Source organism: Agromyces sp. NSFZ, assembly GCF_056156205.1.
In genome coordinates, this window is sequence record NZ_CM149585.1 from 746,612 (window position 1) to 761,190 (window position 14,579).

Annotated in this window: 16 protein-coding genes; 10 read left to right on the forward strand and 6 right to left on the reverse strand. The window is 66.7% G+C overall.

Annotated elements, in window-relative coordinates:
* The first annotated feature begins 1 nt into the window (after position 1).
* From nrdE to ACVFI9_RS03570, 5 genes are all read left to right on the forward strand, one after another.
* Complete coding sequence (gene nrdE / locus ACVFI9_RS03550; protein ID WP_474764663.1) at positions 2 to 2,134, forward strand: class 1b ribonucleoside-diphosphate reductase subunit alpha; 2,133 nt, start codon at positions 2 to 4, stop codon at positions 2,132 to 2,134.
* A gap of 45 nt (positions 2,135 to 2,179) precedes the next feature.
* Positions 2,180 to 3,199 (forward strand): class 1b ribonucleoside-diphosphate reductase subunit beta, encoded by a 1,020-nt coding sequence (gene nrdF, locus ACVFI9_RS03555; protein ID WP_474764664.1) that lies wholly within the window; start codon positions 2,180 to 2,182, stop codon positions 3,197 to 3,199.
* 215 nt (positions 3,200 to 3,414) lie between these two features.
* Complete coding sequence (locus tag ACVFI9_RS03560) at positions 3,415 to 4,443, forward strand: nucleotidyltransferase family protein (RefSeq protein ID WP_474764665.1); 1,029 nt, start codon at positions 3,415 to 3,417, stop codon at positions 4,441 to 4,443.
* The gene (locus tag ACVFI9_RS03565) at positions 4,440 to 4,895 is read left to right on the forward strand and encodes a type II CBASS E2 protein (protein ID WP_474764666.1); all 456 of its coding nucleotides are present in this window, start codon (positions 4,440 to 4,442) and stop codon (positions 4,893 to 4,895) included. The genes ACVFI9_RS03560 and ACVFI9_RS03565 overlap by 4 nt, the downstream gene beginning before the upstream one ends.
* Positions 4,892 to 5,404 carry a hypothetical protein gene (locus tag ACVFI9_RS03570; RefSeq protein WP_474764667.1) on the forward strand — a complete coding sequence of 171 codons (513 nt, stop codon included), beginning with the start codon at positions 4,892 to 4,894 and terminating at the stop codon, positions 5,402 to 5,404. The genes ACVFI9_RS03565 and ACVFI9_RS03570 overlap by 4 nt, the downstream gene beginning before the upstream one ends.
* A gap of 159 nt (positions 5,405 to 5,563) precedes the next feature.
* Here ACVFI9_RS03570 and ACVFI9_RS03575 read toward each other — a convergent pair whose 3' ends face one another.
* From ACVFI9_RS03575 to ACVFI9_RS03585, 3 genes are all read right to left on the reverse strand, one after another.
* On the reverse strand, positions 5,564 to 6,586 hold the full coding sequence (locus tag ACVFI9_RS03575; protein ID WP_474764668.1) for an LLM class flavin-dependent oxidoreductase: 1,023 nt from the start codon (positions 6,584 to 6,586) through the stop codon (positions 5,564 to 5,566).
* Between the two features lie 178 nt (positions 6,587 to 6,764).
* On the reverse strand, positions 6,765 to 7,376 hold the full coding sequence (locus tag ACVFI9_RS03580; RefSeq protein ID WP_474764669.1) for a VanZ family protein: 612 nt from the start codon (positions 7,374 to 7,376) through the stop codon (positions 6,765 to 6,767).
* Positions 7,373 to 8,023, reverse strand: a complete 651-nt coding sequence (locus ACVFI9_RS03585) for a M15 family metallopeptidase (protein WP_474764670.1) — start codon at positions 8,021 to 8,023, stop codon at positions 7,373 to 7,375. Before ACVFI9_RS03585 ends, ACVFI9_RS03580 begins: the two co-directional genes overlap by 4 nt.
* Positions 8,024 to 8,109: 86 nt before the next feature.
* On the opposite strand from ACVFI9_RS03585, the gene ACVFI9_RS03590 reads away from it, so the two are divergent.
* Complete coding sequence (locus tag ACVFI9_RS03590) at positions 8,110 to 8,829, forward strand: response regulator transcription factor (RefSeq protein ID WP_474764671.1); 720 nt, start codon at positions 8,110 to 8,112, stop codon at positions 8,827 to 8,829.
* Positions 8,830 to 8,881: 52 nt separating this feature from the next.
* Positions 8,882 to 9,748, forward strand: coding sequence for an AraC family transcriptional regulator (locus tag ACVFI9_RS03595; protein ID WP_474764672.1), 867 nt, complete (start codon positions 8,882 to 8,884; stop codon positions 9,746 to 9,748).
* 65 nt (positions 9,749 to 9,813) lie between these two features.
* Here ACVFI9_RS03595 and ACVFI9_RS03600 read toward each other — a convergent pair whose 3' ends face one another.
* Positions 9,814 to 10,659 (reverse strand): alpha/beta fold hydrolase, encoded by an 846-nt coding sequence (locus ACVFI9_RS03600; protein WP_474764673.1) that lies wholly within the window; start codon positions 10,657 to 10,659, stop codon positions 9,814 to 9,816.
* A 124-nt stretch (positions 10,660 to 10,783) separates the two neighbouring features.
* On the opposite strand from ACVFI9_RS03600, the gene ACVFI9_RS03605 reads away from it, so the two are divergent.
* The gene (locus tag ACVFI9_RS03605) at positions 10,784 to 11,899 is read left to right on the forward strand and encodes a sensor histidine kinase (protein WP_474764674.1); all 1,116 of its coding nucleotides are present in this window, start codon (positions 10,784 to 10,786) and stop codon (positions 11,897 to 11,899) included.
* 50 nt (positions 11,900 to 11,949) lie between these two features.
* Here the strand turns inward: ACVFI9_RS03605 and ACVFI9_RS03610 are convergent, their stop codons facing one another.
* Positions 11,950 to 12,237 (reverse strand): hypothetical protein, encoded by a 288-nt coding sequence (locus ACVFI9_RS03610; protein ID WP_474764675.1) that lies wholly within the window; start codon positions 12,235 to 12,237, stop codon positions 11,950 to 11,952.
* 200 nt (positions 12,238 to 12,437) lie between these two features.
* On the reverse strand, positions 12,438 to 12,845 hold the full coding sequence (locus ACVFI9_RS03615) for a VOC family protein (RefSeq protein ID WP_474764676.1): 408 nt from the start codon (positions 12,843 to 12,845) through the stop codon (positions 12,438 to 12,440).
* Between the two features lie 228 nt (positions 12,846 to 13,073).
* Here ACVFI9_RS03615 and ACVFI9_RS03620 point away from each other — a divergent pair, with 228 nt between their 5' ends.
* The gene (locus tag ACVFI9_RS03620) at positions 13,074 to 13,943 is read left to right on the forward strand and encodes a VOC family protein (RefSeq protein WP_474766365.1); all 870 of its coding nucleotides are present in this window, start codon (positions 13,074 to 13,076) and stop codon (positions 13,941 to 13,943) included.
* Positions 13,940 to 14,566 (forward strand): alpha/beta hydrolase, encoded by a 627-nt coding sequence (locus ACVFI9_RS03625; RefSeq protein ID WP_474764677.1) that lies wholly within the window; start codon positions 13,940 to 13,942, stop codon positions 14,564 to 14,566. Before ACVFI9_RS03620 ends, ACVFI9_RS03625 begins: the two co-directional genes overlap by 4 nt.
* The last annotated feature ends 13 nt before the right edge of the window (positions 14,567 to 14,579 follow it).

Genomic DNA, 14,579 nt, shown 5'->3' on the forward strand with positions numbered 1-14,579 from the left:
CATGGACGCTCCGCGCACCAGCGTGGCGATGGACTACCACTCGCTCAACGCGATGCTCAACCTCTATGGCCCGAACGGCGAGATCCAGTTCGAGAAAGACAAAGAGGCGGCGCGCGAGTACTTCCTGCAGCACGTCAACCAGAACACCGTCTTCTTCCACTCGCTGCGCGAGCGCCTCGACTACCTCGTCGAGAAGGAGTACTACGAGAAGGAAGTACTCGACCTGTACTCGTTCGAGTTCATCCAGAAGCTCAACGACCTGGCGTACTCGAAGAAGTTCCGCTTCGAGACCTTCCTCGGCGCGTTCAAGTACTACACGAGCTACACGCTGAAGACCTTCGACGGCAAGCGCTACCTCGAGCGCTTCGAGGACCGCGTCGTGATGACCGCGCTCGGCCTCGCCCAGGGCGACGAGCAGCTCGCCGTCGACCTCGTGGAGGAGATCATCGGCGGCCGCTTCCAGCCGGCCACGCCCACGTTCCTCAACACGGGCAAGGCGCAGCGCGGCGAGCTCGTCTCGTGCTTCCTGTTGCGCATCGAAGACAACATGGAGTCCATCGCCCGCGGCATCAACTCGGCGCTGCAGCTGTCGAAGCGCGGCGGTGGCGTGGCGCTCTCGCTCAGCAACATCCGCGAGTCGGGTGCCCCCATCAAGCAGATCGAGAACCAGTCATCCGGAATCATCCCGGTGATGAAGTTGCTCGAGGACTCGTTCTCGTACGCCAACCAGCTCGGCGCACGCCAGGGCGCCGGCGCCGTGTACCTCAGCGCGCACCACCCCGACATCATGCGGTTCCTCGACACCAAGCGCGAGAACGCCGACGAGAAGATCCGCATCAAGACGCTGTCGCTCGGTGTCGTCATCCCCGACATCACGTTCGAGCTCGCGAAGAACAACGAGGACATGTACCTGTTCTCGCCGTACGACGTCGAGCGCGTCTACGGCAAGCCGTTCGGCGACGTGCCGCTCACCGAGAACTACCGCGCCATGGTCGACGACCCGCGCATCAAGAAGACGAAGATCAACGCGCGCCAGTTCTTCCAGACCCTCGCCGAGATCCAGTTCGAGAGCGGATACCCCTACATCGTGTTCGAGGACACGGTGAACAAGGCCAACCCCATCAAGGGCCGCATCAACATGTCGAACCTCTGCAGCGAGATCCTGCAGGTGAACACGCCGACGACGTACAACGAGGACCTGTCGTACAACCAGATCGGCAAGGACATCAGCTGCAACCTCGGTTCGCTGAACATCGCCCTCACGATGGACGGCCCCGACTTCGGCAAGACCGTCGAGACGGCGATCCGCGGCCTCACCGCGGTGTCGAACATGTCGCACATCTCGTCGGTGCGGTCGATCGAAGACGGCAACGACAAGTCGCACGCCATCGGCCTCGGCCAGATGAACCTGCACGGCTACCTCGCCCGCGAGCGCATCTTCTACGGCAGCGAGGAGGGCATCGACTTCACGAACATCTACTTCTACACGGTGCTGTTCCACGCGTTGCGCGCGTCCAACAAGATCGCCATCGAGCGCGGCGAGGTCTTCGACGGCTTCGCCGACTCGAAGTACGCGTCGGGTGAGTTCTTCGACAAGTACACGGATGCCCCGTGGGTGCCCGCCACCGCGAAGGTCACCGAGCTCTTCGCCGACGCCGGCGTGCACATCCCCACGCAGCATGACTGGCAGCAGCTGAAGACCTCCATCATGGAGCACGGCATCTACAACCAGAACCTGCAGGCGGTGCCGCCCACCGGCTCGATCTCGTACATCAACAACTCGACGGCGTCGATCCACCCGATCGCGTCGAAGATCGAGATCCGCAAGGAAGGCAAGATCGGCCGCGTGTACTACCCGGCGGCGTTCATGACGAACGACAACCTCGAGTACTACCAGGACGCCTACGAGATCGGCTACGAGAAGGTCATCGACACCTACGCCGCGGCGACGCAGCACGTCGACCAGGGCCTCTCGCTCACGCTCTTCTTCAAGGACACGGCGACGACGCGCGACATCAACAAGGCGCAGATCTACGCGTGGAAGAAGGGGATCAAGACGATCTACTACATCCGCCTGCGGCAGATGGCGCTCGAGGGCACGGAGCTGGATATGTGCGTCAGCTGCACACTTTAGTGAGCATTTCTCACTTACGGATGTCTCGAACGAAGGATTAGACGGATGACCCTCACCGACCCGGTCAACTCGGCCAAGAACGACCCCGCCCACGGCGGCAAGGTCAAGCTCGTCGATCACGTCAACGCGATCAACTGGAACCGCATCCAGGACGACAAGGACCTCGAGGTGTGGAACCGCCTCGTGAACAACTTCTGGCTGCCCGAGAAGGTGCCGCTGTCGAACGACGTGCAGTCGTGGAACACGCTCACTCCCGACGAGCAGACCCTCACCATGCGGGTGTTCACGGGCCTGACGCTGCTCGACACGATCCAGGGCACGGTGGGCGCCGTCTCGCTGATCCCCGACTCGCTCACCCCGCACGAGGAGGCGGTGTACACCAACATCGCGTTCATGGAGTCGGTGCACGCGAAGAGCTACTCGTCGATCTTCTCGACGCTGTGCTCGACGAAGGAGATCGACGACGCCTTCCGCTGGTCGGTCGAGAACGAGAACCTGCAGAAGAAGGCCGCGATCGTCATGGAGTACTACCGTGGCGACGAGCCCCTGAAGCGCAAGGTCGCCTCGACGCTGCTCGAGTCGTTCCTCTTCTACTCGGGCTTCTACCTTCCGATGTACTGGTCGTCGCGGGCGAAGCTCACCAACACGGCCGACCTGATTCGCCTCATCATCCGCGATGAAGCCGTGCACGGCTACTACATCGGCTACAAGTTCCAGCGGGGGCTCGAGCTCGTCGACCAGGCCAAGCGCGACGAGATCAAGGACTACACGTTCTCGCTGCTCTACGAGCTCTACGACAACGAGGCGCAGTACACGCAGGACCTCTACGACGGCATCGGTCTCACCGAAGACGTGAAGAAGTTCCTGCACTACAACGCCAACAAGGCCCTCATGAACCTCGGCTACGAGCCGATGTTCCCGAAGTCCGTCACCGACGTGAACCCTGCGATCCTCTCGGCGCTCTCGCCGAACGCCGACGAGAACCACGACTTCTTCTCCGGGTCGGGGTCGAGCTACGTGATCGGCAAGGCCGTGGTCACGGAGGACGAGGACTGGGACTTTTAGTCACTATTGGCGCCCGCCGTCGGCCACGCAGCTGTCGGAGGCCGCTTCTACCATAAGTAAACAAACAAGCCCGACGACCTCGGGCGAACCGGGCCTCGGGCCTGCAAGCACCAAACTTGGACGGGATGGTGTTTCGATCCTAGGTCTTCCGATGACGGGGTGGCAACCGCGCCCCGACAGCTCCCGCAGAATCGCGGCGAAACCTAGGAGAATGAGTGTCAGCTCTTCATGACCTTCTTGACGATGTGCGAGATCAGATCGAGCCCGATGATGTGGCGCTGAACGAAGCGCGTCAGCGTCTCGCCTTCTCACGATCGAAGGCGGACACCTTCTACGGCGTACTTCGGACCTATCGGAGCGGCTCACTTGCCGCTCACACAATGAACGAGCCGGTCACCGATGGTGATGGCGGGGTGGTGCTCAACCGTAACTTCTACCCCGGCCTAGGCCCAGAGGGAACGGGTAGCGAGGCGCCGTCCGAGGTAGTCGACGAACTCATCGCCCACGTCGGCCCGCTTGTTCGCGGGACGTACCCCGACGCGAAGATCCACAAATCAAAGCGGGGGCCCAAGATCCACTTCCACGCTCCTCTCGTGGATGGCACGGACCCGACGGTAGATCTCGTTGTGGCTCTTACTCGCAAGGAGGGCAACGGCCTCTGGATCCCGAACCTCGAGGACGACGACTGGGAAGCGTCCGATCCAGAGCAGCACATCGTCCTCTTCAACGGTGGCGCCACGTCGTTTCGCTCGATACGACGCAAGATCATGCGGCTCGCGAAGGCATGGAACAAGCAGTTCGCGACGCCCGGAGCCTCATCCTTCGAGATGTCGGTGTGGGCGTACGAGTTCGTCGAGCCCGGCATGGGAGTCGCCACGGGGCTGTGGGCGCTGTTCGATGGCGCGGCGTCGCGCCTCGAGGCGGAGGAGCCGACACCCGATCCGGCAGAGGTCTCGCCCAATCTTCGTCTGCTGATCGACTCGAAGACCATGGCTGCGCGGCTGCGGAAAGCCGCAGGTCACCTGAAGGCGGCAATCGACGCCACCGATGACGATGAGATTCGGGCAGCGCTGAGTGTTGTCTTCTTCTCATACATCGACGCGCCGGCCACCTCAGCGCTCGCCGCGGCTGTGACGCTCCTGAAGTCGCCGAAACCCGTGGCGGCGGCCTCGCTCGGTGTTGCGGTCGCGGGGACCACCGCGGGTGCGAGCATGGCGCGCGCATACGGAGGACCGCCCCGGTGAGCAAGGCAGGGTGGAGATCACCACCTTGGTATGACCAGCCGGGTCGACGAATCGCCTTCGTGCATCAGTTGCGCCAACTGGACGGCGTCGAGATTGGGCGCGATCCGAAGCGACGTAGCGGATTCGTCGTCTCGTTCGCCGTGACGCCGGAGGGTGTACCGGTTCGCGCGGTTACTGTGCAATTCCGACCGGACAGCCCGAACTTGCCGCGGGTATACGTCGACGGACCCTCTGAGTCACCGCATCGCTACGACGACGGGACCCTGTGCATGTGGCACCCCGACGATGCCCCTCCGATGCGCTGGACGCCTGGGGCCGGCCCGGCCGATCTGGTCACCCGAATCGCCGTTCACCTAATCAAGGAAGAATGGTTCCGGCACACTGGTGAGTGGATCGGTGATGAGGTGAAGCATCATCAGCGCGACGAGGCTAACGATCCGAAGGAGACATGATGCCCATCCATGTTCCGCATCCTGTCGTTGAGAACTGGTGGGCGGGCGAGGGAGCTGCGGCCATTATCGCGGCCGTGATTGCCGCTGGCACCCTGATCGTCGGATACTTCGTGCAACAAGGTCGCGCGAGAAGGGAACGGCGTGCTCAGGCATATGGCGAGGCCGTTCGCGCGGTTGAGGACTATCTTGAGGCGCCGTTCCTGATTCTGCGGCGCGATGGAACGCTCGCAACTCAGCGGCAGATCACGGATCACATCAGCGCGGTCCAATCCCGCATCGCCTTTCATCGGGCAGAGCTCGCCATCTACGCTCCGCAACCGATCTCAGATGCCTACGCCAAGCTGGAGGCGGCTGCTCGTGCGGAGGCCGGCAAGGCGATGACTGAGGCCTGGCGCGCCAGACCGATTCGCAGTGGACGACAAGTGCCGATTGCTAACAGATACTCAAGAGCACGGAGCAATGACGCTCTTGTGGAGCTCATCAGGCTGATGCGGGCAGACGTCTACTAAGCCTCGATCCACCGATGCTAATCAGTGTGGGAACAGTCGGTTGGCGTGAGAATGCCCTTCAGGTCAGGGAAAAGAGTCACTACTTAGTCCAGTACCCCGCCTCTACGAGAGGCCCATCGAGCCCCGCCGCATCGGTGGATCGAGGTCCAGGCCGAGCGCTCACCGCCACCCCAGTGCCGGCGCGACGTGCGTCAGGATCGACTCGAGGACGTGCGCGTTGTAGTCGACGCCCAATTGGTTGGGCACGGTGAGCAGCAGGGTATCGGCGGCCGCGATGGCCTCGTCTTCGCGCAACTGCTCGATGAGGACGTCGGGTTCGGCGGCGTAGCTGCGGCCGAATACCGCGCGGTAGTCATCGATGACGCCGAACTGGTCCGACCGATCGCCGCCGCCGACGAAGTACGCACGGTCCATGTCGTTCACGATGGCGAAGATGGAGCGGCTCACCGAGACGCGCGGTTCGCGCTCGTGCCCAGCCTCGGCCCAAGCGGCGCGGAACGCCTCGATCTGCTTGCGTTGCTGCACGTGGAACGGCTCGCCCGATTCATCCTCTTTCAGCGTCGAACTCATGAGGTTCATGCCCTGCTCAGCCGCCCACACGGCGGTCGAGTCGGAGCCGGCGCCCCACCAGATGCGGTCGCGCAGGCCCGGCGACTGCGGTTGGATGCCGAGCGGCCCCGGGTGCGGGTTCGGGAACATCGGGCGCGGATTCGGCTCGGCGAACCGCGCCCCGTCGATGACCTTCAGGAACACCGTGGTGTTGTTGCGGGCGACATCCGCCATGGTCGACCCCTCGGGCGCTTCGTAGCCGAAGTGGCGGTAGCCGTCGATGACCGACTCGGGTGACCCGCGAGAAACGCCGAGCTGCAGGCGGCCGCCGGCGATGAGGTCGGCGGCGCCAGCATCCTCGGCCATGTAGAGCGGGTTCTCGTACCGCATGTCGATCACGCCCGTGCCGAGCTCGATGCGACTCGTCCTCGCGCCCGCCGCCGCGAGGAGCGGGAAGGGGCTGGCGAGCTGGTTCGCGTAGTGGTGCACCCGGAAGTACGCGCCGTCGGCGCCCACCTCCTCGGCCGCGACCGCCAGGTCGATCGACTGCAGCAGCACGTCGGACGCCGATCGCGTCTGCGAGCCGGGCGAGTTCGACCAGTGGCCGAACGAAAGGAAACCGATGCGCTTCATAAAAGGCTTCAACGTCAGACGCGGCGGCGCATTCCGGGACCGGTGCCGGGTAGCCCGAGCGTCGATCATCCGGACGATTCGCGGTCGATCGCGGGCGGTCGTGCGTTGCGGCACGGAATCGCGGGCCGCCTGGTCGGAGTTGCGAAGGTTGACAGCGACGTGCCCGCGCTCGCGGGCACTAGGGCGAAGAAACGGCCGGGATGTGGACATCCCGAAGCGGCGCGTAGTGCACGGGAGAGGCGATGAAGACCCCAACTGCAAGAAGTGAGAGCACGGTTCCGATGGTGCACACTCGCGTCATGACGGCGCCAATTCTCTCGTGGAGCCGGCGGCGAGCCAAGGCGAGCAGGCCGAGACCGGCAAGGCCGCCGGCGGTATTGACGATGAGGTCGGTGACGTCGCAGCTCCCGATCGACAGGACCCATTGGGTGACTTCTAACGCGAGACTCGACCCCGCGACGATGCCCGCGAGCTTCCGCCAGGGCCACGACGGCGCGAGGAGGCCGAGGTAGAGGCCGAAAGGAACGAAGAGCAGAAAGTTCGCGATGACTTCGGACGGTTCGCTGGCGCCGTCTTCGTTGGTTGCCGCGAACGGGACGAGCTTGATGTGGCACAGCTCGCCGTCGCCGACGTATGGCGGCTCGAGCTTCCACAGCACGATCCAGACGAGCATCAAGAGGTAGATCACGAACAGCGCGACCAGCCAGCCGCGCCGGTTCGCGTTGGCGGAAGACGGAGTCAGAGGCTCGTCAAGCGGCCGCGGCATCCGAAGCTCTGCATTGCCGTTCAATGCTGCATCCTCGTGTCCTCGGAGGGGTCTGCATACGTCGCGGGGCAGCCGTGCTCGACGGCGTCGGGGCGGAGTTCGTAGTGCCAGGGCTCGTTGTCGTAGATCTGGCAGAGCCCGTACCCGGCACCGTGCTCGGACAGCCATGTCGTGGCATCGAATTCCCCGATGTCAACGGCGTCTCCCGACACATGCGGAGACGTCGTCGCGGTGGCCACCCATCGCGCGGCTTCTTCGGGTGAGCCGTACTCGGCGATCGCCTCCTGGAACAGTTGATCCTGGTATTCGGGGGATCGCCAGCCGCTGTTGACGACGAACTGGACGCCGTCGACCGCGGCATCCGTTGCCGCCCGACGGAGGGCCTCGAGCAGCGCCGGATCGAGGTTGGCGACCGCCGGAACCCCGTCATCGAAGACCGTGACGCCGTCGCGCACTCGGCCGGTCTCGTCGAGGGCAACGCGACCCTCACCCGGAGGAGGCGCGGCTGGGTCATCCGATGCCGACAACGACACAGACGGCGTCGCTGACGACGAGCTCGGCAGCGCCGAGAAGCCGGCGGCGGTGATCGCCGCGATGACGAGCACCAGGCCGACGACGACGAGGCGGCGCATCCAGTACGTCGACGCTCGTGCTGGTCGGTTTCGGTTCATGCCGCCAGTCAAGGCGGCGGGGTGTTGCCAGCGCGTATGCGGGTTTCCATATGCCGGCGATATGCGGCGGTTCGTAGCATGGCACCATGCGGGTGCTGATCGTCGAGGACGAGCCCTACCTGGCGGAGGCCATCCGCGATGGGCTGCGGCTCGAGGCGATCGCGGCTGACATCGCCGGCGACGGGCACACTGCGCTGGAGCTGCTGGGCATCAACGCGTACGACATCGCGGTGCTCGACCGCGACATCCCGGGGCCATCAGGTGACGAGATCGCCGAACGCATCGTCGCGTCGGGCAGCGGCATGCCGATCCTCATGCTCACCGCGGCCGACCGTCTCGACGACAAGGCCTCGGGGTTCGAACTCGGGGCCGACGACTACCTCACCAAGCCGTTCGAACTGCGCGAGCTCGTGCTCAGGCTCAGGGCGCTCGACCGCAGGCGCGCTCACAGTCGGCCGCCGGTGCGCGAGCTCGCGGGTCTGCGGCTGGATCCGTTCCGCCGCGAGGTCTACCGCGACGGCCGCTACGTCGCGCTGACCCGCAAGCAGTTCGCCGTGCTCGAGGTGCTCGTCGCCGCCGAGGGCGGGGTCATCAGCGCAGAGGAGCTGCTGGAACGGGCGTGGGACGAGAACGCCGACCCGTTCACGAACGCCGTACGCATCACGGTGTCGGCCCTGCGCAAGCGGCTCGGCGAGCCGTGGGTGATCGCCACGGTGCCGGGTGTGGGTTACCGCATCGACGTCGCGCCGAACGGCGGAGATGCGACATCCGCTGGGCCGGACGACGATCGAATCGAACCGCGATAGTCGGGCGCGCACGCCGGCCGATGAGCAGGCTGGATCTCGAAAGGGGGTCACCGTGATCGCAACGCTGAACCGGGTCGTCGAGTTCGTCGAGGAGCACCTCACCGAGGAGATCGACATCGCCGGTTTGGCGAGCGAGGTCGGTACGACCGAGTACCACGTGCGCCGGATGTTCTCGTCGCTCGCGGGCATGCCGCTGTCGGAGTACATCCGGAGGCGGCGTATGACCGTCGCGGCGGCTGACGTGCTCGCGGGCCGAGAACTCCTGGGCATCGCGGTGCGCTTCGGCTACGGCTCGACCGAGGCCTTCAGTCGCGCGTTCCGGGCGGTGCACGGCGTCGGTCCCGGCGACGTGCGCCGAGACGGTGGCCCCCTTCGCACACAACCGCAACTCAGGTTCCGCCTGACCGTCGAAGGGAACACCACCATGGACACTCGCATCACCGATCGACCGGCCTTCCGGCTCGTCGGCCACGCCACGCGCGTGCCGCTCATCCACCACGGGCCCAATCCGCACATCCAGGCGCACATCGCCTCGCTGCCCGAGGAGGAGCATCCGCGCCTGAAGGCGCTGGGCGACACCGAGCCGGCTGGGCTCCTGCAGGTGAGCGCCGACGTCGACACCGACTACGCCGAGGGCAGCGAGCTGACCTATCTGCACGGGGTCGCCGTCGCCGAGGGAACCTCCGTGCCCGCGGATCTCGACGCGATCGAGGTGCCGGCAGGCGCGTGGGCGGTGTTCCGCTCGTCGGGGGCGTACCCCGCCGCATTGCAGGCGACGTGGGCCGCCACGGCCGCCGACTGGTTCCCGTCGAACCCCTGGCGCCTGCGTCCCGGCCCTTCGATCGTGGCCGTGCTCGAGCGCGCCGCCGACTTCAGCACCGCGACCACCGAGTTGTGGATGCCGGTCGAGCGCGCCTGACGGCGCGGGGAACTCCGAAAGGTGACGGACTCCGCCGACGAAGGTCGGTGGACTCCGCGGCGACATCAGCGGGCGTCGTGCTCGACCACGGGTGCGGTCCGGTCGAGCAGGATGTCGAGGAACGCCTGCGGCCGCTCGAGCGACGGGAGGTGCGCGACATCCGGCCAGTCGATGCGCCGGGCGTTCGGGATGCCGGCGGCCACGCGAACCGCGGCGTGGTGCGTCGTGTCGAGATCGTGGCCGCCGACGAGCAGCAGGGTGCGAACGGCGATCTCGTCCAGCCGTTCGAGCGCGGGCGGGTCGAGCTCCTCCGGAGCGGCATCGGCCTGCCAGGAGGCGGCAGTGTCGAACGCCCGGCGCTGCATCGTGCGCACGGCCGCGATGACACTCGCATCGACATCCTCAGGGTTGCGCCGCGGCCCGACCACCCAGGCGTCGATGTTCGCCTGGACCGCCGCGTCGAGGTCACCGCGGTCGAGGGCGTCGCGCTCGGCGTCGAAGAAGTGCTGCAGGTCGGGCGTCAGTTCCGCGAGCAGGCTGCCGCCCGGCGGACACAGCAGGAGCGACTCGACGAGCTCGGGCGCGGTCAGGGCGACCTCGACGGCGACGCCCGCGCCGAACGATGCGCCGACGAGGTGACAGCGATCGATGCCCAGGTAGTGCAGGGTCTCGAGCACGTCGTTGACGTGCGACCATGCGGCATCCGGCTCGGCGGTCGACTGGCCGAACCCGCGCAGGTCGAGCCGCGCCGCCGACCGCACCGCGGTGAGGTGCGCCCACTGGGGATGCCACATGCGTCGATCGGCGATGCCCGCGTGGATCAGCACGACGGGCACTCCGGATGTCGCGACGTGATCGAACGCGATGCCCGACGGGGTGGCGCCGGTTCTGACATCTGCGCGAACGTTCACGTTGCCCCTTGCGTCGTCGTTGGCGGTACTCGGCGACTCTACGGGAGACTCGAGCTCCGTCACCGGTCGGCGACGGCCCCCCGATCAGTTCTCCATACGTCGTCGATATGCCCCGGCTCGTAGCATGACTGCATGCGGCTGGCGACGACGGGCGACGAGCATGGATAGGGCTCCCGGGCTGAGCGTCCGACTAAGGCTCACCCTCAGTTACGCGGGGTTCCTGATGGTCGCGGGCGTGCTGCTGCTCGCCGTCGTGTGGCTGTTCCTGCTGCGCTACGTGCCCTCTGAGGCAATCGAGACGGCCCTCGGATTCATCCCCGGCCGTGACGACCTCATCCGGGCCTTCGCACCGCCGGCGGCCTGGGCGCTGTTCTTCCTGCTGCTGTTCGGCCTGCTCGGCGGATGGATCCTCGCCGGCCGCATGCTCGCTCCGTTGACGAGGATCACGGATGCCACCCGCCGGGCCGCGAACGGGTCGCTCTCGTATCGCATCGAACTGGAGGGCCGCGACGACGAGTTCCGCGAGCTCGCCGACAGCTTCGACGCGATGCTCGCGCGGCTCGAAGCGCAGGTCGCCGAGCAGCAGCGATTCGCCGCCAACGCGTCGCACGAGCTGCGCACGCCGCTTGCGATCACGCAGACGCTGCTCGAGGTCGCGCGCAACGACCCGAACAGCGTCACGCCCGAGCTCATCGAGCGCCTGCACGCCGTCAACGCCCGGGCGATCGCCCTCACCGAAGCGCTGCTCGTGCTCAGCCGTGCCGATCAGCGTTCGTTCGTGCGAGAAGATGTCGACCTCTCGCTGCTGGCGGAAGAAGCGACCGAGACGCTGCTGCCGCTCGCCGAACAGCGTCACGTCACCATCGAGAGCGGCGGCGACGTCACGCCGACCATCGGCTCGCATGCGCTGCTACTGCAGTTGACGACGAACCTCGCGCACAACGCGATCGTGCACAACCTGCCTGACGGCGGCACGGTGTGGATCAATACCGGCCTGCGCGACGGGCGGGCGGTGCTCACCGTCGAGAACACCGGTGCGAAGCTCACGCCGGGCCTGGTCGCGACGTTGGTCGAGCCGTTCCAGCGCGGCACTGAACGCATCCACACCGACGGCGCGGGCGTCGGCCTCGGTCTGGCGATCGTGAAGAGCATCACGGATGCGCACGGTGGGACGTTGGCGCTCGAGCCACGCGGTGATGGCGGCATCCGAGTCACCGTGGAACTGCCTACGCAGGCGTAGGCGCAGTGCGGGGCGGGGGTATGCGCCGGCGGCGACGAGGTGCGCGGTCTTCATCGGTCGCCGCCGAGCAGCCGAAGGGTGGCTGCCCGCACCATGCCGGCGGCTTCGTCGTGATCACCGGTCGTACCGGTGTTCAGGATGTCCCGTGCCACGATGACCGGGTCGGCGATGTTGGGGCGGCCGTGCAGCGCCGAGGTCGCGATCCGCGAATCGGCGGTGAGCCGGCCGACGTTCCTCGGGGTGGCGTTCAGGACGTAGAGCAGCATGCGGTCGCCGGCTCGGGCGAGGTCGTGCTCGACCGTTCGCCGGGTCGGTGCCTTCGTGTACGTCCGAACCAAGAGATCGGTCCCTCGTTCGTGCGGAGGCCGTCGGGACCCGTGGGCGTGACGCTGACCCCGGCCTCGCGGAGCCGGGCGATCGCTTCGCTAATCTCCATGCCGAGGGTCCTCCCGGTATAGGAGCAATCACGATATTCGAAGAAACTCATATACCGGCGCGCAGCGCATCGGCGAATTCGTCGCTGTCTCGCCGGTGAGTGTCAGTCCGCGGCAGCGTCGCGCGGCGGGTTGTACATGAACTCGATCCGGATGCCGTTGTCGTCTTCGACGTGGGACGCGTAGTAGCGGTCGTTGAACCGCGGGTACGGCTTCGGTTCGCGAACGGCCGTCCAACCCGCCTCGAGCGCGATGGCGTGCAGGCGGTCGACCTCCTCACGGGAGTCGACCGCGAAGGCGAGGTGCTGCCAGCCGACCCGGCCGTGGCGGTGCGGTCCGCTGCCCGGTTCACGAGTGGGGAACAGGATCAGCTCCTCGACGCCCCGCGACCACGCCACCGAGTCGTCGGCGTCCTGCCGGGTGCATCCGAGTGCCCGCATCACCGGATCGAACTGCGCGATCGAACGAGGCAGGTCCTCGACGGAGATGCCGAGATGGTCGAAGAGAGGCACCGGGACATCCTATGAGGGCAGACAGCCTGTGACGATCGTGCGCAGCCGTGGGAATGTACGAGGCACCAAGTAAGTTGTAGATACAACAACCTAGGAATCCGCACTCCTGCAACCACGCTCATCCCAGGGAGACCCCGAGTGGCCACCGAAACCGCAACCGAATCCCCAACCGCAACCGCAACCGGCCGGGCGATCACGCCCGACCGCGTGCTCAACGCGCAGACGGGCATGGATGCCGTCACGCTGCGCGTGTGCGACCTCGAGCTCATGAGCTCCTACTACGCCGATGCGCTCGCGCTTCATCCGCTGGAGGAGCGTGCGCGAGGTGCCGAGGTGCATCGCGTGCTCGGTCGAGGAACGACGCCGATGGTGCGCCTGATCGGCACGCCAGGACTGCCCGGCGTCGACCCCCGTCAGGCGGGCCTGTTCCACACGGCCTTCCTCTTCGACGACGCTCCCGCGCTCGCCGCGACCGTCCTGCGTGCCGCGCAGGACCCGCGCAGCCGCTTCGCCGGGTCGAGCGACCACCTGGTGAGCGAGGCGTTCTACTTCACCGACCCCGAGGGCAACGGGATCGAGCTGTACACCGATCGCGACCGCTCCCAGTGGCAGTACGCGAACGGAGAGCTCCGGATGTCGACGCTGTATCTCGACCCGAACGCCTACCTGCAGCGCCACCTCGACGAGAACACGGTCGCGGGCGTGGCGAAGGAAGCCGGAAAGGTCGGGCACGTCCACCTGCAGGTGGGCGACCTCGCGACGGCTCGTGCCTTCTACGTCGACGCGCTCGGCTTCGAGACCACCGTCGGCAGCTATCCCGGTGCGCTCTTCGCTGCAGCCGGCGGCTACCACCACCACGTCGCCATGAACGTCTGGAACAGCGCCGGCGCCGGCCCCCGCGCCGCGAGCCTCGGACTCGGCGACGTGGCCATGACCGTGCCGGGACGCGACGACCTCGACGCGCTCGCCGCGCGACTGACGCACCACAAGCTGCCGTTCGCCGACGACGGTCGCGCGATCGTGGTCGCCGACCCGTGGGGCACGCAGGTCACCGTGTCGCTGCCCGGTGCGGGGGTCGAGGAGGTGCTGGCGCGATGACCCTGCATGCCATCACGTCCGAACATCGGTCGACGGATGCCCCGGCGCTCGCGCTCTTCCTGCATGGCTACGGCTCGAACGAACGAGACCTCACTGCGCTCGCATCCGCCCTGCCGGAACGCATGCCGTGGGCGTCGCTGCGCGCTCCACTCCAGGTCGGGCCCGAGGGGTTCGCCTGGTTCCGGATCACTCAACCGGGGAACCCCGACCCCGGCGCGGTCGAGGCCGCGACCGAGGCGATCTGGGCGTGGGCGGATGTCGCGCTGTCGTCCGAAACCCGACTGGTGCCGATCGGCTTCTCGCAGGGCGGGCTCATGGCGTCGCAGCTGCTGCGCACCGACCCCGAGCGCGTCGTCGCGCCGGTGATGCTCGGCGGCTTCGTGCAGGCGCCCGAGCAGGCGGCCGACCAGCGGTTGCGCGAGGCACGGCCGGCGATCTTCTCGGGCCGCGGCGCAGAGGATCGCGTCATCGCCGAAGCGGCCGTGGCGCGCACCGACGCGTGGCTGCCGGCGCACACGACGCCCACCGAGCGGCGCTACCCCGGCCTCGGTCACGGCATCGACGCACGCATGCTCGCCGATGTCCGTACGTTCCTCGCCGAGCAGCTGGCGTCGGTGCGCTGATGAGCGCCGAAGT

Coding starts and splice junctions, on each gene's coding strand:
- nrdE (WP_474764663.1), top strand. CDS start 2: ATGGACGCTCCGCGCACCAGCGTGGCGATGGACTACCACTCGCTCAAC.
- nrdF (WP_474764664.1), top strand. CDS start 2,180: ATGACCCTCACCGACCCGGTCAACTCGGCCAAGAACGACCCCGCCCAC.
- ACVFI9_RS03570 (WP_474764667.1), top strand. CDS start 4,892: ATGATGCCCATCCATGTTCCGCATCCTGTCGTTGAGAACTGGTGGGCG.
- ACVFI9_RS03575 (WP_474764668.1), bottom strand. CDS start 6,586: ATGAAGCGCATCGGTTTCCTTTCGTTCGGCCACTGGTCGAACTCGCCC.
- ACVFI9_RS03585 (WP_474764670.1), bottom strand. CDS start 8,023: ATGAACCGAAACCGACCAGCACGAGCGTCGACGTACTGGATGCGCCGC.
- ACVFI9_RS03590 (WP_474764671.1), top strand. CDS start 8,110: ATGCGGGTGCTGATCGTCGAGGACGAGCCCTACCTGGCGGAGGCCATC.
- ACVFI9_RS03605 (WP_474764674.1), top strand. CDS start 10,784: ATGACTGCATGCGGCTGGCGACGACGGGCGACGAGCATGGATAGGGCT.
- ACVFI9_RS03620 (WP_474766365.1), top strand. CDS start 13,074: ATGGATGCCGTCACGCTGCGCGTGTGCGACCTCGAGCTCATGAGCTCC.
- ACVFI9_RS03625 (WP_474764677.1), top strand. CDS start 13,940: ATGACCCTGCATGCCATCACGTCCGAACATCGGTCGACGGATGCCCCG.